Annotated in this window: 12 protein-coding genes and 1 pseudogene; 2 read left to right on the top strand and 11 right to left on the bottom strand. The window is 70.7% G+C overall.

Features of this window, described 5'->3' with window-relative positions:
- Positions 1 to 138: 138 nt before the first annotated feature.
- The 7 genes and pseudogenes from BLT44_RS08965 to BLT44_RS16070 form a co-directional block, all read right to left on the bottom strand.
- The gene (locus tag BLT44_RS08965) at positions 139 to 1,221 is read right to left on the bottom strand and encodes a TerC family protein (RefSeq protein WP_010157454.1); all 1,083 of its coding nucleotides are present in this window, start codon (positions 1,219 to 1,221) and stop codon (positions 139 to 141) included.
- 236 nt (positions 1,222 to 1,457) lie between these two features.
- Positions 1,458 to 3,092, bottom strand: a complete 1,635-nt coding sequence (locus BLT44_RS08960) for a hypothetical protein (protein ID WP_143026033.1) — start codon at positions 3,090 to 3,092, stop codon at positions 1,458 to 1,460.
- Complete coding sequence (locus BLT44_RS08955; protein WP_010157456.1) at positions 3,089 to 3,730, bottom strand: ABC transporter ATP-binding protein; 642 nt, start codon at positions 3,728 to 3,730, stop codon at positions 3,089 to 3,091. Before BLT44_RS08955 ends, BLT44_RS08960 begins: the two co-directional genes overlap by 4 nt.
- Positions 3,731 to 3,798: 68 nt before the next feature.
- Positions 3,799 to 4,770: a Ppx/GppA phosphatase family protein gene (locus BLT44_RS08950; RefSeq protein ID WP_029608364.1), complete on the bottom strand. Its 972-nt coding sequence runs from the start codon at positions 4,768 to 4,770 to the stop codon at positions 3,799 to 3,801.
- A 22-nt stretch (positions 4,771 to 4,792) separates the two neighbouring features.
- The gene (locus tag BLT44_RS08945; protein ID WP_010157458.1) at positions 4,793 to 4,999 is read right to left on the bottom strand and encodes a hypothetical protein; all 207 of its coding nucleotides are present in this window, start codon (positions 4,997 to 4,999) and stop codon (positions 4,793 to 4,795) included.
- On the bottom strand, positions 4,999 to 5,652 hold the full coding sequence (locus tag BLT44_RS16075; RefSeq protein ID WP_074690151.1) for a glycosyltransferase family 2 protein: 654 nt from the start codon (positions 5,650 to 5,652) through the stop codon (positions 4,999 to 5,001). The genes BLT44_RS08945 and BLT44_RS16075 overlap by 1 nt, the downstream gene beginning before the upstream one ends.
- A 131-nt stretch (positions 5,653 to 5,783) precedes the next feature.
- Positions 5,784 to 6,134, bottom strand: a pseudogene (locus BLT44_RS16070) (glycosyltransferase); the annotation flags it as partial.
- 230 nt (positions 6,135 to 6,364) lie between these two features.
- Here BLT44_RS16070 and BLT44_RS08930 point away from each other — a divergent pair.
- Positions 6,365 to 6,748 (top strand): GntR family transcriptional regulator, encoded by a 384-nt coding sequence (locus BLT44_RS08930; RefSeq protein WP_010157459.1) that lies wholly within the window; start codon positions 6,365 to 6,367, stop codon positions 6,746 to 6,748.
- A 232-nt stretch (positions 6,749 to 6,980) separates the two neighbouring features.
- On the opposite strand, the gene BLT44_RS08925 is transcribed toward BLT44_RS08930, so the two are convergent.
- Complete coding sequence (locus BLT44_RS08925) at positions 6,981 to 9,350, bottom strand: glycosyltransferase family 2 protein (protein ID WP_143026115.1); 2,370 nt, start codon at positions 9,348 to 9,350, stop codon at positions 6,981 to 6,983.
- A gap of 298 nt (positions 9,351 to 9,648) precedes the next feature.
- Here BLT44_RS08925 and BLT44_RS08920 point away from each other — a divergent pair, with 298 nt between their 5' ends.
- A complete protein-coding gene (locus tag BLT44_RS08920; protein ID WP_010157461.1) occupies positions 9,649 to 11,307 on the top strand; it encodes a chitinase in 1,659 nt (552 codons plus the stop codon).
- Positions 11,308 to 11,392: 85 nt separating this feature from the next.
- On the opposite strand, the gene BLT44_RS08915 is transcribed toward BLT44_RS08920, so the two are convergent.
- The 3 genes from BLT44_RS08915 to BLT44_RS08905 all read right to left on the bottom strand — a co-directional run bounded on the left by BLT44_RS08915 (position 11,393) and on the right by BLT44_RS08905 (position 17,403).
- The gene (locus tag BLT44_RS08915; protein ID WP_010157462.1) at positions 11,393 to 13,984 is read right to left on the bottom strand and encodes a DEAD/DEAH box helicase; all 2,592 of its coding nucleotides are present in this window, start codon (positions 13,982 to 13,984) and stop codon (positions 11,393 to 11,395) included.
- Entirely contained in the window at positions 13,981 to 15,414 is a 1,434-nt protein-coding gene (locus BLT44_RS08910) for a DUF2130 domain-containing protein (protein ID WP_010157463.1), read from the bottom strand. Before BLT44_RS08910 ends, BLT44_RS08915 begins: the two co-directional genes overlap by 4 nt.
- 147 nt (positions 15,415 to 15,561) lie before the next feature.
- Entirely contained in the window at positions 15,562 to 17,403 is a 1,842-nt protein-coding gene (locus BLT44_RS08905; protein WP_029608366.1) for an ABC transporter ATP-binding protein, read from the bottom strand.
- Positions 17,404 to 17,582 lie beyond the last annotated feature (179 nt).

Raw genomic sequence — 17,582 nt, 5'->3', positions numbered from 1 at the left:
CACGGCCCGCTCGCGAACCCGTGGCGACCGCTCGCCGGCGGAGGGCCGGGTCGCCGAATCGGGGCGGTGCGGCGCCGCTCGTCGGCGGATCGCCGCCGCGGGCCCGCTACCGCTCGTCGGATCGCCGCTGCCGACCCGCTACCGCTCGTCGGAGGCGCGCGGCCCCGCGGAGGGCGTGTCCGCCGAGCGGGCGTCGGCGATGCCCGCGCCGGGCTCCGCCGCGCGATCCCGCCGCTCCTCCAACCGCTCGGCCGCCTTGCGGTCGCCGCGCGTCTTGCGGAGGCTCAGCACCGTCGCGACGGCGATCGTGGCGCCGATGAAGCTCAGCGAGAACCAGATCGGGATCTCGGGCACCCAGAGCAGCGGCTCGCCGCCGTTGATGAACGGGAGTTCGTTCACGTGCAGCGCGTGGAAGACGAGCTTCACGCCGATGAATGCGAGGATCACGGCGAGGCCCTGCGAGAGGTAGACGAGCCGCTCGAGCAGGCCGCCGATCAGGAAGAACAGCTGGCGGAGCCCCATGAGGGCGAACGCGTTCGCGGTGAAGACGATGTAGGCCTCGTTCGTGAGACCGTAGATCGCGGGGATCGAGTCGACGGCGAAGATGAGGTCGATGAAGCCGATCGCCACGATCGTCAGGAACATCGGCGTGAAGAAGCGCTTGCCGTCGAGCTTCGCGGTGAGCTTGTCCTCGTGGTACTCGTCGGTCACGGGGATCACGCGGCGCACGAACTGCATGAACCGGCCGTTCGCGGGGTCGGCGTCGTGGTTCGCGAATGCCTGGCGGTAGGCGAGGAAGAGGAGGAGCGCGCCGAACACGTAGAAGATCCAGCTCAGGTTCGCGATCAGCGTCGCACCGATCGCGATGAACGCGCCGCGCAGCACCAGGGCGATGATGATGCCGATCATCAGCACCTTCTGCTGATACTTCTTCGGCACGGCGAACGCGCTCATCACCAGCAGGAAGACGAAGAGGTTGTCGATCGACAGCGCCTTCTCCGTCAGGTAGCCCGCGAAGTACTCGCCGCCGAAGTTCCAGCCCGACGTGAAGCCGATGCCGACGCCGAACAGCAGCGCCAGCCCGATGTAGAACGCCGACCAGCGGGCCGACTCGCCGATCGTGGGCTCGTGCGGTTTGCGCACATGGGCGAAGAACTCGTAGACGAAGAAGGCGATCGTGACGAGGATCGTGATGATCCAGACCAGCGGCGTGATCTGCATAGGGGCTCCTAGGGTCGGTGGAAGACACCAAGGTCTCTTCCACCTCGATCGAGACACGGATGCCGCGATCGAGGCCAATAGCCCGAAGTACATCGATGCACTCGTATTGACGGGACTACTGCGAACGGGAATACTCCCCCTGCAGCGATCACCTTACCCAATGCGAGACGAGAATTCGCCGAGAATCGCCGAGAGCGGCCCGCTGGCCCCCTGGCCCGCTGGACCGCCTGGTCCGGTCAGCGCGCCCCGGCGCGGCGGCCGCGCCACCGGCCCGCTCCGACCGCGGCGAGCAGCCCGATCGGCGCGACCGCGAGGGCGCCCCAGGCCGGCGCGTGCAGTGCGAGCGGCGCGCTCGCTCCCGCGAGCCCGACGAGCAGCGCGCCGTCGACCGCCCAGAGCAGCCGCACCGCTCCGCTCAGGTCGCCCTCCGGCGTCGGGATGGGCGCGAGCAGCCGGAGCGGCATCGGGCCCTTGAGCGCAGCGCTCGTCCGCGCGATCAGCGCTGCGACGCCGACTCCCGCCGCGCAGAGCACGGGCGCAATCGGCCCGACGCCGAGCACGATCGACGTCGTCAGCGCCGCGGCTCCCACGAGCACGAGCATCGCCGACAGCGGAAAGGCGGCGTGCAGCAGCATGAGGTGCGCGTCGCCCACTCCGTAGAGCGGCAGATCGGCGGCGACTGCTGCGGCGTGCCGCAGGCCGTCGGTGAACGGGCCGAGCGCGGCGAACGCGAGCACCGCGCCGCAGGCTCCGAGCACGCCGAGCGCCGCTCCCGGCGCCGGGGCGACGCTCGCGAATGTCACCAGCGCACCCGCGACCGCGACGCCGATCGCGCCGCCGAGAAGACGCGCGGGCGCACGGACTGCGCCCACCGCGTCGCGCACGAGGAACACGCGCACCAGCGCGAGGGCGGGCGCGCCGCTTCCGCGGGAGCGCACCGCCCGCACGCGCCGCAGCGCCGAGGGCCGCGAAGCGTAGCCGGCGAGCGCGGCGCCGAAATCCATGCCGAACGCGTGCACCGCCGACGACTCCCAGCGCGCCGCCTGCCCCTCGAGCACGGCCGTCTCCAGGCGGGCGAGCAGCGCCGGCGCGGCAGACAGGAGCGCAAGCGCGGGCGCGGCGAGAGCGGCGAGGTGCGTCGACCACCCGACCCCCGGAGACGGCTCCGCCGCGAGCCCCGCCGCAGCGGTCCAGGCTTCCGCGATCCACCCCCAGGGAGTCAGGTGGGCGATCTCGGGCAGCACCGCCGTCGCGCCGACGAGGATCGCCACGCACGCGGCGATCGGACCCGCCGCGCGCGGCGCAGCCTGACCCGCGAGCCACGCGACGGCCGCGATCACCCCCGCGCACGCGCCGGCGCCCGCCCCGCCGCCCGCCCCGGTGAGCACCGCCGCGATGAGCCCCGACCCGACCGATTCGGAACCGGTCGGGTCGGGCCCGACGGGCGCATACCGCGCGAGCAGCGCACCGATGCCCGCGCCCGCCACGGCCGCCACCGCGACGAGCGCCAGACCCGCCCGCATGACAGCGCCTCCGAACGCGGCCGCGCGCGAGTGGGCGCTCCGCGCGAGCACAGACGCGAGCAGCGGCGGGCGCAGCGCCGGGCCGCGCACCCGGCCCACGAGGAGCGCGCCGATCCAGACCGCCGCCGCGCAGGCCCCCGCGATCCGCGGCGCCGCGGCGCCCGACAACACCCGCATCACCTCGGGATCCGACGCGGCGAGCCACAGCGCCCGCACCGTGGGCGCCACGCACACGAGCACCAGCATCGCCCCGAGGTAGATCGCGTAGCGACGGTCCGCCCCCGCGCCCGCGCCCGAACGCCGACCGCGCCACAGCGCGAGGGCATCCGCGACGGGCCGGTGCTTCACGCCGCGCCCCGCAGCCACACCGTGCGGCCCCCGATCCCGGCCTCCAGCGCGTCGCTGTGCGTCGTGACGACCACGGCGGCGCCCGCCTCCCGGCGCCGATTCACCGCATCGACCACCGTCCCGATGCGGTCGGCGTCCAAGCGCTGCTCGGGCTCGTCGAGCAGCAGCGCCTCGCAGGGGCGCGCGAGCAGCAGTGCGAGGCCAAACAGCTGCGTCTGCCCCGACGAGAGCTCGTGGGGGAAGCGCGCGGCGAGCGGCGCGAGCCCCAGCTCGTCGAGCACCCCGTCCGCGATCCGCCCGGCCTCCGCGTCCGACTCCGCCCGCCCCGACGACCACGTCACCGCGACGAGCAGCACGTGGTCGCGCACGGTCAGGTCGGCCGCCATCGGCGGGAGTCCGATCATCGCCGCGACGAGGCGCCGCACGCGCCGGTCGCGCGAATGGGGCGCGAGCCCGCCGATGCCGACCCGGCCGCTCGTCGGAACCCGCATGCCGGCGAGCACGCGCAGCAGCGTCGACTTGCCCACCCCGTTCGCGCCGCGCACGACGACCGCTTCGCCCGCTCTCACCTCGAACGAGGTGGCCGGGAGCAGGGTCACGTCGTGCTCGCGCACCTCGGCATCCGCAACGACGATCATGGTTCCATCCTCGCAGAGTCGCCCGCCGCGCGGCGCCCGGCGGGCGCTGCACCGCGCCGAACCGGCCCCTACGCCCCCGCTGCCGAGAACTCGCGCACCGGCTCCGCGCCGCGTCCGTCGAGTGCGTCGATGTAGCGCAGCACGATCCCCTCGCGGAGCGCCCACGGGGAGATCGTCAGCGTGTCGACCTCGAACACCTTCATCGCGGTGCGCAGCACGACCGCGCCCGCCATGATCTGGTACCCGCGCTCCGGCGTGATGCCGGGCAGGTACTCCCGCACCGCGCCGGGCATCTCGCGCAGCGAGGGCTCCCACTCCCGCAGGCCCACGTAGTGCAGCTGCGCGAGATCGCCCGTCACGGGATCCGAGGGGCCTCCCACGAGGCGCGCCAACGAGCGGATCGTCTTCGACGTGCCCACCACGCGCTTCGGGCGCGGCCGGTCGGCGAACAGCTCCGAGCGCACACGGGTGAACTCGGCGCGGGCGTGAGCGCGCAGGCGCGACACCGCTTCGCGCGACGGCGGATCCTCGGCCAGGTAGTTGATCGTCGACCGCCCGGCGCCCAGGGGCAGCGACACCTGCACATCGGGGTACTCGTCGGCGCCCTGGGCGATCTCGAACGAGCCGCCGCCGATGTCGAAGAGCAGGATCTCCCCCGCCGACCAGCCCAGCCAGCGGCGCACGGCGAGCATCGTGATCCTCGCCTCGTCCTCGCCCGACAGCACCTGCAGCACGATGCCCGTCTCCCGCGTCACGCGCTCCAGCACCGCTTCGCCGTTCGCCGCCTCGCGGATCGCGCTCGTCGCCGTCGAGATCAGATCGTCGACGCCGATCTCGCGGGCGGTCTCAGCGCACTCCCGGATCGCCTCCACGATGCGGGCCACGCCCTCCTCGACGATCGCGCCGTCGTCGTCGAGATAGCGCATGAGCCGCAGCACCGACCGCTGCGAGTGGAACGGCACCGGGCTCGCACCCGGGTGCGCGTCGACGACGAGCAGATGAACGGTGTTTGATCCGACGTCGATCACTCCAAGACGCATGCGCCGAGTCTACTGGGGATCGTCAGTCGCTCGCCTCGGGGTAGATGCTGCGCGTCTCCGTTCTCCGGTTGCATCCGCTGCCCTTGCGCCCGAACCTGATGATGGGGACGAGCTTCGAGACGCCGAGCACCACGTAGATGAGCGTGTTGATCGCGACCACCGTCGCGAAGACGCCGAACCACTCGGACGAGAGGATCTCCTCCGGAAACAGCAGCCCCGTGCGATGCATCAGCGCGCCTCCTGCTCAACGGCGCTCGGGGAGCGCTCCGAACCATGCTCCACGTGCTTCCAGGTCGGCACGCGCCCGAGCGAGATCTCGAACACGCCCTTCAGGAACGCGAGGTTCAAGAAGCAGTCGTACACGAGCTCGGGGAAGACGAGCACGGCGAGCGCCCGCGCCCGCCACCCGCCCCGCCACACGGTGACGACGCGCTCCACGGCGAAGACCAGGCCGATCCCCAGCCAGAACGGGAACCACACCCAGGTGTCCATCGCGGCGACCATCAGGAACATCAAGCCGAAGTAGGCGAACAGCGCGAACACGCCGTAGCCGATCGCGATCTGCTGCGCCCAGTACCGGACGGTCTGCGGCATCACCCCGTAGGCGCCGAGGTTCTCCAGAGCGCCGCGCTGCCACCGCAGGCGCTGCGCCCAGAGCATGCGCCAGGTCGGCATGAGCTCCGTCGTCACCTGGCACTCCCGCGGCGACACCATGAGGCCGCCGAGCGACTTGATGGCGATCGTCAGCTCGTTGTCCTCGGTGAGGGCGAACGTGTCGTACACCTCGCCGAGATTGCCGGGGATCGACGAGCCCCGGGCGTTCGCCACCTCCCGCAGCGCGATCGATCGGAACACCGTGCCGGTGCCGGTGAGCACGAACACGCGCCCCTCGCGCCGTTCGATCTCGCGCTGGTACCGGAAGTACTCATTGCGCTGGAACTCCCGAGCACGCCGTGCCCGGCCTCGCCCCGGAAGAGGCCGCCGACCGCGATGAGCGCCCGGTCAGCGGTGAAGCGCTGCACCGCCGTCGCGAGGAACTGGGGGCTCAGCTGCGTGTCCGCGTCCATGACCAGCACCGTGTCGTTGTCGCCCATGTGCGGCAGCTCTCGTGCGAGCACCTGGTTCAGCGCGCCGCCCTTCTTGTGGGTGTTGCCCTGCGTCTCGAACACCTCCGCACCGAAGCGCTGCGCGACGCCGACCGTGTCGTCGGTGCAGTTGTCGGCCACGACGATCACCCGATCGGGCACTCGCTGCTGCAGGCGCAGCGAGGCGAGCGTGGCCGGGAGCGACGCCTCCTCGTTGTGGGCGGGGATCAGCACCGTCACGGTGATCTCGCCGGCGAAGACGCCGCGCGAACGCGCCATGATCGCTTTCGGCGCGAGCGACCGCTGGAAGAACTCCCGCACGACGACCCCCTCCGCCTCTGCGCGGCGGCCGTACCCCACAGCCGCCGCATCGCGTCTCCAGTTGTCGCACCAGTCTAGGGCAGAGCGGGGGCGGGGTGGGGTGGGCCAGGGTGCGGGGACGGCGGGCGTGGGGCCGGCGGGCATGTCGCATCGGTCACGCGGCGCCACGGCACGGCTACCCTGTGGGTATGAGCGACGTACTCGATCTCTTCGCCGTCGATGCCGACTCGCCGGAGCCGCCGTATCGTCAACTGCACGGCGCCGTGGTGCGAGCCGTCGCGGAGGGCCGACTCTCCCCCGGCGCGAAGCTGCCGACCGTGCGGGGGCTCGCGGCGCACCTCGGCGTCGCGGCGAACACCGTCGCGTCGGCGTACCGCGCGCTCGAGGCCGACGGCGTGATCGAGGGGCGCGGCCGCGCGGGCACCTTCGTGTCGCTCGGCGAGGATCCTCTCGACGCGGCCGCCCGAGGTATCGCCATCGAGGCGGTCGAGCGGCTCCGTACGCTCGGCGTGACGGGCGCCCGTGCCGAACAGCTGCTCACCGAGACCGTGCGGGGCGCGGACGCCGGGTGATCCTCTCGGGCGGGTGAGCAGTCCCTGGAGTCGCAGGGTGAGTAATTTCGCCCCTTCGAGGCCCCGGCGACGACCGCAAGTGCTCACCCACGAGCACCCGCGCACGAGCACCCGCGCACGAGCACCCGCGCACGAGCACCCGCGCACGAGCACCCGCGCACGAGCACACGCGCACGAGCACACGCGCACGAGCACCCGCGCACGAGCGCCCGCGCACGAGCGCCCGCTCCGCCTACGTGCGGGCGCGTTTCGGCGGCGTGCCCTCGTCGGCCGCCGGTGCGATCACGGCGGTCACATCGGTCGTCGTGCTCGGCGCGGCGAGCGTGACCTCGTTGACGGTCGCCCGCGATCCGCCCCCGCTGCTCAGCTCGGCGACGGCGGTCACCTCCTTGCGCACCCCGCCCAGACGCCGTCGCCGATCGCTGGATCGGGCGAGGTCGCGGCGCAGGCGCCGGTCGCCGTGGTAGAGGATCGCCTGCCAGTTCACCTCGGCGTCGGGGTCGACCGGGCTCTTCCGCTGCGCCTTCGGCGGCTTCGGCACGACGTAGAGCCAGCCCACGACGCCGAGCACGGCGTCCACGATCGCGGCTCGCAGGCCGATGTAGGAGACCGCCGCCCACGTCGCCATGATCGCGTTGAATGCCGCGAAGACGAAGTTGCCCCAGTTGCCGAGCGTGAAGTCGCGGTAGGCGGTGAGCACCGAGAAGGCGATGATGACGAACGGGAGGATCACGTAGATCGCGGGCGATGCCGTGCGGCCCGTCACCTTCGGGGTTCGGGCGAAGGGGATCTTCTCCCCCGTGACGCCCTGCTGCATCGACTTCAGCACGCCGGCGAGATTCACGGGGAGCAGCACGAGGTTGAACCCGTAGATGCGGAAGATGTCGCTGAGGCGGTGCCCGCTCGCCCGCAGGTCGAGCGCCTGCGAGATGAAGTAGGGCAGGGCGGCCGCCACGACGAGCGGGCTGAGCAGACGCGAGTCGAACGGGAAGAAGAGGAGGAAGAGCAGCCCGAAGCTCGCCCAGGCGAGCGACGACATGTAGTTCGTGCGGAGCAGCTTCTCGGTGAGGCGCACGCGGGCCGGGGTGCCCTTGCGGATGCGGATCATCTCGAACATCTTCGGCATGATGAGCAGGCCGCCGTTCGCCCACCGCCGGCGCTGCACGATGAGCGAGCCGAAGTCGGGCGGCGTGGCGCTGTAGCTGAGCCGTTCGGGATAGTTCTCGAGCGTCCACCCGTGCGCGCCGAGGTCGATGCTCGACTCCGTGTCCTCGATCACGGTGCGGTCCTGCACGTAGGTGGTGATCTCGAATCCGCCGACCGTCTCGGTGACGGCGATGTCGGCGAGCGCCGCCTTGCGGATCACGGCGTTGGCGCCCACCCAGAAGGTGGCGTTGAAGTACGTGAGGCCCTGGTGCTGGATGTGCTGCAGGTCGGTCGTCGCCCCGGCGATGCGCTCGATGCGCGTCGGAGCGCCGCGGAACGAGGAGTAGGGCGTCTGCGTCACGGCGACGCGCTCGTTCTCGGGCTGCTCGAGCAGGTACACGAGGCGCACGCAGTAGTCGCGCAGCAGCTGGGAGTCGGCGTCGAGCGTGAGCAGGTACCGGCTGTCGGGGACGACGAGATCCGGTTCCGCCTCGTCGCGGTCGCGCAGCGCCTCCAGCAACTGCACGCCGGTCTCGTCGGAGACCCGGTAGCGGCCTCCCATGAGCGAGATGTACGAGTTCAGGTTCATCGCCTTATTCGGCTCCTGCGAGAGCGACGCGTACTTCTTGCGCTCGAAGAAGCTCATGTCGGCGCTGAAGATCCACACGAGGCGTCGGTACAGCTGCTCGAGCCGCTCCCGATCGGGGGATCCGCCCTGCTCGTACGCGGCGTTCAGCGCGAGCCGGGTGAGGCGCAGGTCGTTCGACAGGCCGAGCAGCACCTGCTCGGCGAAGAACTCGGCCATGTGGTCTTCGATCCGCTCGGACGCTGCGAACTCGTCCAGCCATTGCGCGGCTGCGGCGTAGGCGTCGGCGGCTCGCTTCGCGTCGTCCGGGCCGGGCACCTGCGGGGCCGTCTCCGCGAAGACCCGCATCGCCTCGCGCGCCTGCTGCAGCGGCGCCTCCAGCGCCTCCGCGATCTCCCCGAGCAGGCCGCGGGTGCGGTTGAGGCGGTCGAGCGCCTCCCCGCTCAGGCCGGCTTCACGGTCGTCGATGAGCAGCACGACGCGCACCGAGGGGAACTCCTGCAGCGCCGCCGACCAGAGCGTGTAGCGCACCACCTCCGGCTCCTCGTCGTAGCTGGGGATCAGCACGGTGACGTCGGCATCCGACTCGGCGAAGTGCTCGTCGATCAGCGCGCGCTCGACGCGCAGATGCTCGCGGAAGCGCACGAGGGCGCCGTAGCGGGCGGTCAGGTACATGAGCGCGGAGAAGGTCAGCGCGGTGACGGTGAGGCCGTAGATCCAGGTCTGCACGTGGAAGACGAACGATTCGGTCGGCCCCTCGATGACCATGCGCACGATCGTCGTGATCATGTAGAAGAACCAGGCGAGCACCGTGATGACGATGGCCGCGCGCGCCCAGACGACGGCGCCGCCGCTCGGTCGCGAATGCATGATCGCGAGCGGTTCGGAGCGGCGCTCCGCTCCCCATTGCCTGCGCCGCGACGACGCCACTGCTGCTTCAGCCACCCGAACCCCCGTTTGCAACCTGTGCCCGCATCTCGATCCACCCACGGACGTGTGCTGCAGTCGGGGGTCGCTTCGCGGGTGAATCCTCCCAGGCGAGCCGCAGGATCGGGTTCGCCGTAGGACAGCGCGTTGGCGCTCGTATAGCATAACTGATGGCGGAATCCGCTACAGGTGGTATCCCAGACCCGTCGGGCGAGGGCGCGGGCGCGGGCGGGGGGCTGTGATGGCGAAGTGGTATCCGGGCAGGAAGCTGTCTCTGACGCGGCTCAGCATCGTGCTGGTCGTGATCGCGGGTCTGATCGGCGGAGGCGTCTACGCCTGGTCGAAGGTGCAGGACGTGCAGGTCGCCTCCGAGCGCACCCCCTGGTTCGACTCCTACGTCGACGTCACCGCCACGCCCACCTTCCCGTTCGAGTCGCCGGGCGAGGACGGGCAGAAGAACGTGGTGCTGTCGTTCATCGTCGCCGATCCCGGCGATGCGTGCACCCCCTCCTGGGGCGGGTACTACGACCTCGACGCAGCGGAGAGCTCCCTCGACCTCGACCGCAAGCTGCAGCGCCTGCGCAACCTCGGCGGGTCGGCGATGGTCTCGTTCGGGGGTCAGGCCAACCACGACATCGCGTACGAGTGCGAGGACGCGAGTCGGCTCGTGGACGGCTACACCAGCGTCGTCGAACGCTACGATCTGGCGAGCATCGACATGGACATCGAGGGCGCGTTCCTGGCTGACGAGGACGGCATCGCGCGGCAGGCCGACGCGATCCGCACGGTGCAGGACGCCCGCGCGGTCGGACTCGACGTCTGGCTGACGCTGCCCGTGGCGCCCGACGGGTTGACGTTCGAGGGGCTGCAGGCCATTCGCACGTACCTCAAGGCGGGCGTGGACCTGGCGGGCGTGAACGTCATGACCATGAACTACAACTCGGAGTCGGAGCGGGACTTCTACCCCGCCGTCGAGAGCAGTCTGCGCGCGACCCAATCGCAGCTGCGGTCGCTGTACCAGGAGATCGACGCCCCCATCGGCGACGCGACCGCGTGGAGCCGGGTCGCGGCGACGCCGATGATCGGGCAGAACGACACCCGCACGGACGTCTTCACCCTCGCCGACGCGGAGCGGCTCTCGGAGTTCGCCGACGAGCACGGCATGGCGCGCATGTCGATGTGGTCGCTCAACCGCGATCAGCAGTGCTCGGCGAACTGGCCCGATCCGAAGCAGGTCTCCGATTCGTGCAGCGGCCTGGTGCAGGAGCAGGGCGACTTCTCGAAGATCCTGCGCGAGCACCGCTCCGGCGCGATCTCGCAGGTGGCGGAAGCCGTCGAGAGCGACGGCCCGATCGAGCTCGTCGAGGACGACCCAGAGACGAGCCCGTACCCCATCTGGACCGAGACCACGGCGTACCCCGCCGAGACGAAGGTGGTCTGGCACCGCAACGTGTACGAGGCGAAGTGGTGGACGGAGGGCGATCAGCCCGACCTCGCCGCCGAGAACGGATCGCAGCCCTGGCGGCTGCTCGGCCCCGTGCTGCCCGGCGAGAAGCCGATCGAGCGCCCCGAGCTGCCCGCCGGAGCCTACCCCGCCTGGGATGCGTCGAAGGAGTACCGCCGCGGAGACCGCGTGCTGTTCGACGGCGACGGGTTCGAGGCGAAGTGGTACTCGCGCGGCGACAGCCCCGACGCGGCGCTCGTGCAGCCGCAGGATTCGCCGTGGCGCGCGCTCACCGACGCCGAGATCGCCGAGGTGATCGGATCGTCGAACGAGGCGTCGACGGGCGCGAACGGATCGGGCGCCGCGGTGCAGGCCGACGCGTCGAGCGACAGCGCGAGCGGCGGGGCGAGCGACGGGGGCTCGGGCGCCGACGGATCGGACGCCGACGGGTCGTAGGCGCCGAGCGGCGGTTCGAAAACATCCGAGCCGTGAGGACCGCGAAGCGGGTCCGGTGCGCAGTGCTCCGGGCCCACTTCCGCGTTCACTCCGCGAACGGACCCACGCGCTCCACCCGCACCACCGGCTCGCCTTCGGCTTCGGATTCCGCGAGGTCGACCGACCCCTCGATCGCCCAGTCGTGGTCGCCGCGGGGATCGAGCAGCACCTGGCGGAAGCGCCAGAACCCCTCGGGCGCGCTGCTGCGGTCGAGCTCGAGCAGGGACGCTGCGCGCGCATCGGCGTCGATGCGGATGTCGTCGTACTCGTCGAAGTAGCCCGAAAGGGCATCGCGCCACTTCTGCTCGCCGAAGCCGCGTGCCGCATCGAGCTCGGCGAGCTCGCCGTAGCGCTCGAACGCGGCGGCCTGCACGCGGCGGAAGAGGGCGTTGCGCAGCATGACGAGGAAGGCGCGCTGGTTCGTGAGCACGGATCGCGTCGGCGGTGCGAGCGCTGCCGCGGTTTCTGCGCCGTCGGTATCGAGGCCGAGCAGTGCGCGCGCTCGCCGGTGTGCCTCGGGGTCGGGGCTCGACAGCTCCTCCCACTCGTCGATCAGACTGGAGTCCACCTGCCGCACGAGCTCGCCGAGCCAGTCGATGAGCTCTTCGAGCTCGGGGCTCTTCGCCCGCTCGGGCACGGTGCGCTCGATCGCGCGGAACGCGTCGCTGAGGTACCGCAGCACGCCGCCCTCCGACCGGCCGAGCTGATAGAACGAGACGAGGTCGCGGAAGCCGAACGCGCGCTCCACCATGTCGCGCACCACCGATTTCGGCTGCAGCGCGAAGTCGCGGGCCCATGGCACCTCGGCGACGTACTCCGCGAACGCCTCGTCGAGCAGCTCTTTCAGGGGCTGCGGATGGGTGATCGCCTCGAGCAGCTCCATGCGCTCGTCGTACTCGATGCCCTCGGCCTTCATCGCCGCGACGGCATCGCCGCGCGCCCGGTGCTCCTGAGCGCGGAGAATGGCGCGCGGGTTCTCGAGGGTGGCCTCGATGATCGAGATCACGTCGAGGGGGTAGGTGTCGGACTCGGGGTCGAGCAGCTCGATCGCCGCGAGCGCGAACGGCGAGAGCGGCTGATTCAGGGCGAAGTTCGCCTGCAGTTCGACCGTGAGGCGCAGTAGCCGCTGGCCGCGCCCGTCGACGTGCACCTCGACGATGCCGCCCTGGCGCAGGGTGCGGAAGATGGCGATCGCCGTGCGGGCGTGCGCGAACTGCGCGGGCCGCGGCTCGTGGCTGTCGAACACCAGGGTGCGCATCGTCTCCAGCGCCTCCCCCTCGCGCGTCTCGCCCCGACCGATGACGCCGAGCACCATCGCGTGCGTGACGCGCATGCGGCTGACGAGCGGTTCGGGCTGCGACCCGACGAGCTTCTCCAGCGTGCCCTCGTTCCAGGCGACGAAGCCCTGGGGCGGCGACTTCTTCTTCGCCGGCTTCGCCTTCTTGCCCCCGATCGCCTTGGCGGCGGCTTTCGCGGCCGCTTTCGCGTTCTCGACCTCGTGCTCGGGTGCGAGCGCGACCACGTCGCCCTCCGTGTCGAATCCGGCCCGGCCGGCCCGCCCCGCGATCTGATGGAACTCGCGGGCGGAGAGTCGCCGCATCTTCTCGCCGTCGAACTTGGTGAGCGCGGTGATGACGACGGTGCGGATCGGGACGTTGATGCCCACGCCGAGCGTGTCGGTGCCGCAGATCACCCGGAGCAGCCCGCGCTGGGCGAGCTGCTCGACGAGGCGCCGGTATCGCGGGAGCATGCCCGCGTGGTGCACGCCGATGCCGGAGCGCACGAGGCGCGAAAGGGTCGAGCCGAAGCCCGTGGAGAAGCGGAAGTCGCCGATGGCGGCCGCGATCTCGTCGCGTCCGGCGCGGTCGACGATGCGGATGCTCGAGAGCGCCTGCGCCTGCTCGACCGCGTGCGACTGGTTGAAGTGCACGAGATAGGCGGGCGTCTGCCGGTCTTCGACGAGTCGCTCCACGACCTCGTGCGCCGGGGCGACCTCGTACGAGAACGTCAGCGGCACCGGCCGTTCGACGCCGGTGACGATTGCGGTGTCGCGCCCGGTGCGCCGGGAGAGGTCGTCGGCGAGCTCGGAGACGTCGCCGAGGGTGGCCGACATCAGCAGGAACTGGGCGTCGTTCATGAGCAGCAGCGGCACCTGCCACGCCCACCCGCGATCGGGCTCGGCGTAGAAGTGGAACTCGTCCATCACCACCTGCGTGATGCCGCCGGCCGAACGATCGCGGATGGCGAGATTGGCGAGGATCTCGGCGGTGCAGCAGAGGATCGGGGCGTCGGGGTTGATCGACGTGTCGCCCGTGACCATGCCGACCCGGTCTGCGCCGAACACGTCGACGAGATCGAAGAACTTCTCGCTCACGAGCGCCTTGATGGGCGCCGTGTACACGGTGCGCCGGCCCTCGGCGAGGGCGATGAAGTGCGCGCCGATGGCGACGAGCGACTTCCCGGTGCCGGTCGGCGTCGCGAGGATCACGTTGCTGCCGAGCGCGATGCCGAGCACCGCCTCCTCCTGCGCGGGGTAGAGGCGGAGCGCGCGCTGCTCCCACGCCCACTCCTCGAAGGCCGCGAACGCCTCGTCCGATTCGTCGAAGTGCTGGCTGTCGAGCACCGTTCCGAGGCTCATGCGCGTGCGCTCCCGCCCTGCTCGGCGCCCGCACCCGCGTCTCCGCGTGCGAGTTCGGAGAACTTGCGCTGCATGGTCGGGTTGCCGCGCGTCAGCTTCTTGATGGTGACGCCCTGCGCCTTGTCGTTCGCGAGCCGCAGGTTGTTCTCCGATTTCAGCAGGTTGTCCTTGACCTTCTGCATCTCGGCGATGGACGTGTCGATGCGCTTGATCGCCTCCTGGAACTGGCGCGAGGCGAGATCGTAGTTGCGGCCGAACGCGTCCTTGAAGCCGTCGAGCTCGCTCTCGAAGTGCGTGATGTCGATGTTCTGCGACTTCACCTGCTCGAGCTCTGCCTTGACCTTCACCGAGTTGAGGGCCGCATTGCGCAGGAGCGTGATGAGCGGGATGAAGAACTGCGGCCGGATCACGTACATCTTCGGGTACCGGTGCGACACGTCGACGATGCCGCCGTTGTAGAGCTCGCTCTCGGGTTCGAGCAGCGACACGAGCACGGCGTACTCGCAGCCCTTCTCGCGGCGGTCCTTGTCGAGCTCTTTCAAGAAGTCCTCATTGCGGTGCTTCGTCGCAGTGCCGTCGGCCTCGTTCTTCATCTCGAACATGATGGAGACGACCTCGATGCCGCTGACGTCGAGATCCCTGAAGATGAAGTCGCCCTTGCTCCCCGTGCGGGCGTCGTTGTCCTTCTCGAAGTAGGCGTTCGGGAACGCGGTGGCCCTGATCTGGTTGAAGGTCACCTCGCAGTGCTGCTCGAGGGTCTCGCCGACCATCTTCGTCGACAGCCGCGCCTTGAAGTCTTTGAGCCGCTCGATCTCCCCATCGCGGTCTTTCAGCTGCAGCGCGTGGTGCTCCTTGAGCGAGCGCTCCGCGAGCTGCTTCTCGAGAGCGGCGCGCTGCAGCTCGTTCTGCAACTCGTCGCGCTCCCGCGCGACGGCGCTCACCGCTTCTGAGAGCTCGAGCTTCTGGGCGAGCTCCATCGAGGCGAGCCTCGCGCGGAGCTCCTGCAGCTCGGTCTCCCGAGCGGCCGCCTCCTGCCGCGCCGCGGCCTCGAGCTTCGCCTCGGCGAGTGCGATCGCCGTCTCCTGCTCGCGACGGGCCTGCTCGAGCTGACCGGCGAGCGCATCGCGATCCTTCTCGACCGCGCTCAGCGCTTCGGCGACCGCGAGCTTCTGCGCGGCGGTGCCCGCCTCCACGCGCGCCTGCAACTGCTGAATCTCGGCGTCCTTCTCCGCTGCGGCCTGCTGCAGGCGCGCGGCGGAGGCCGCCTCCGCCAGCTGCAGCGCCTGCCGCTTGTCCTGCTCCGCGAGCACCCGGCGCTCGTGCAGCTGCGCCTCGAACTCGCTGTCGCGCACCTGCTTCACGATGTCGGCGTACCCCGCCTCATCGACGGTGAACGCCTTCTGGCAGTGCGGGCACATGATCTCGTGCACGGGAGCCTCCTTCACGAACTCACGAGCGGTCTCCGGGCGAGCACCGGGAGCGCTGCCGGGCGGCCGTCGAGCGGTCGATCGACGACGGCGGCACACGTCAAGACTGGCACAGACCGCCGACATCGACGGCGGCGGGCCCGCGAGCCCTCACCCGATGACGTCGAACTCACGCATCAGCTTGCGCCGGGACGCCGCGGGCGACGCCTGGAGCGCGAGCAGCTCCGCGTAGATGCCGCCCGACGCCGCGAGCTCGGCCGGCGTGCCGATCTCGTCGATGCGGCCGTCGCGCAGCGTGACGATGCGATCGACCTCGGCGATCGTCGACAGGCGGTGCGCGATGATGAGCGTCGTGCGCCCGTCCATCAGCGCCTCGAGGCCGGCCTGCACCAGGCGCTCCGACTTCGTGTCGAGCGCCGACGTCGCCTCGTCGAGCACGAGGATCGGGGCGTCCTTCAGCATGGCGCGCGCCACGGCGATGCGCTGCTTCTGCCCGCCCGAGAGCTTGACTCCCCGTTCGCCGATGAGCGTGTCGTAGCCGCGCTCGAACCTCTGCACGAATCCGTCGACCGCGGCGCGGCGGGCAGCCTCCTCGATCTCCTCCCGCGTCGCATCCGGCCTGCCGTACGCGATGTTCTCCGCCACGGTGCCCGAGAACAGCGCGGGCTCCTGGAAGACGACGCCGATCCTGCGGCGCAGCGCGTCGAGGTCCTCGCCCGCGCCGGCGACGCGGATGGCGCCCGATCGCACGCCGTAGAGCCCCATCAGCAGATTCGTCAGGGTCGTCTTGCCGCCGCCCGACTCGCCCACGAACGCCACCCGCTCCCCCGGCGCGATGTCGAACGAGACGTCGGAGAGCACATCGGCGTCGTCGTCGTACCCGAAGTGCACGCCCTGGAACGAAATCGCAGGCGTCGCCGCATCGGCGCCGACGGCGGCGGGTGCAGCGGGTGCGCGGGCGGCCGTCGGCCGCGATCCGCCCCCGTCGACCGCCGCAGGGTCGAGATCCATCACCTCGAAGTACGACTTCGAGCCGGCGATCGCCCGCTGCGCGGTGTCGACGACCCAGCTCAGGCTCGTCACCGGCTGGCGCGCCATCGCCATGAGCTGCACGAGCATCACCATCTCGCCCAGCGAGAAGAACCCGAGCACGGTGCGCACGAAGATGATGGCGTACAGCCCGAAGAAGATCGCGTGCAGCACGCCCTGCCGCAGCGCGTCCATGCGGTGCCAGTGCTTCGACTGCTCGGCGGTGAGCGACTCGGTCGCCCGGAAGCGGCTGCCGAAGGCGTCGAGCTCGCGCCGCTCGCTCACGAACGACTTCACCACCCGCATCTGCCCCACCACCTCGGCGAAGCGGCCCGAGGCGACGTCGACGTGCACGTTCTTGTCGCCCTCGAGGCGCTGCCACCGGCGGCTCGTCAGCGCGGTCAGCCACAGGTACACCGGGTACGCGATCGCGAGCAGCACGGCGAGCGGCCAGTAGTACCACGCGCTGATCGCGAGCACCGCGACGGTGGTGAGGATCAGCGTCACGAACATGTTCGAGAACGACTTCATGAAGTTCGTGATCTCGGAGATCGACCGGTTCAGGCGCGCCAGGATCGTGCCGGTGAGCTCGTTGTCGTAGTAGCGCTGCGGCAGCGCGAGCAGCTGCTCGAAGTAGCGCGTCGACAAGATGGTGCGCATCTTCGCGCTCATCACGTCGCCCCAGTAGCCGCCGATGTTGCCCACTCCCGCCTCGATCAGGCTGACCGCGAGCAGCGCGACGGCGAGCAGGATCACCGATGCGATCGTCGTCTGCACCGCGTCGGCGGCGGGGTCTGCGCCGTTCGCCGCCCCCACCGCGGACGAGATGACGTCGGTCGCCCGACCCGTGATGAACGGCACGGCGAGACCGGCAGCCGTGACCACGACCGCGGCGAGCATGATGCCCGCGTAGTAGGGCGCGAGGGTGCGCGTGAACTTGAGGATGCGGATCAGCACGGTCACGTCGGGCGGGCCTCCATCGATGGTGTCGGAAGGTGCAACGTACCACTCCTCGAACTTCTTCCCGCTCGGCTCCCCGCCGGCCCGCACCGTCGACATCGCGCTCGCGCCGCCGCTGCCGCTCCCCGCGTTCCGCGAGCGGGGTCGGTTTCCGTGCGTGTCGGGCATCCGACACGCACGAG

This window comes from Leucobacter chromiiresistens (assembly GCF_900102345.1).
GTDB lineage: Bacteria > Actinomycetota > Actinomycetes > Actinomycetales > Microbacteriaceae > Leucobacter > Leucobacter chromiiresistens.
This window is presented reverse-complemented; position numbering and strand designations above follow the sequence as displayed.

Coding starts and splice junctions, on each gene's coding strand:
- BLT44_RS08965 (WP_010157454.1), bottom strand. CDS start 1,221: ATGCAGATCACGCCGCTGGTCTGGATCATCACGATCCTCGTCACGATC.
- BLT44_RS08955 (WP_010157456.1), bottom strand. CDS start 3,730: ATGATCGTCGTTGCGGATGCCGAGGTGCGCGAGCACGACGTGACCCTG.
- BLT44_RS08950 (WP_029608364.1), bottom strand. CDS start 4,770: ATGCGTCTTGGAGTGATCGACGTCGGATCAAACACCGTTCATCTGCTC.
- BLT44_RS08945 (WP_010157458.1), bottom strand. CDS start 4,999: ATGCATCGCACGGGGCTGCTGTTTCCGGAGGAGATCCTCTCGTCCGAG.
- BLT44_RS08930 (WP_010157459.1), top strand. CDS start 6,365: ATGAGCGACGTACTCGATCTCTTCGCCGTCGATGCCGACTCGCCGGAG.
- BLT44_RS08925 (WP_143026115.1), bottom strand. CDS start 9,350: ATGCATTCGCGACCGAGCGGCGGCGCCGTCGTCTGGGCGCGCGCGGCC.
- BLT44_RS08920 (WP_010157461.1), top strand. CDS start 9,649: ATGGCGAAGTGGTATCCGGGCAGGAAGCTGTCTCTGACGCGGCTCAGC.
- BLT44_RS08915 (WP_010157462.1), bottom strand. CDS start 13,984: ATGAGCCTCGGAACGGTGCTCGACAGCCAGCACTTCGACGAATCGGAC.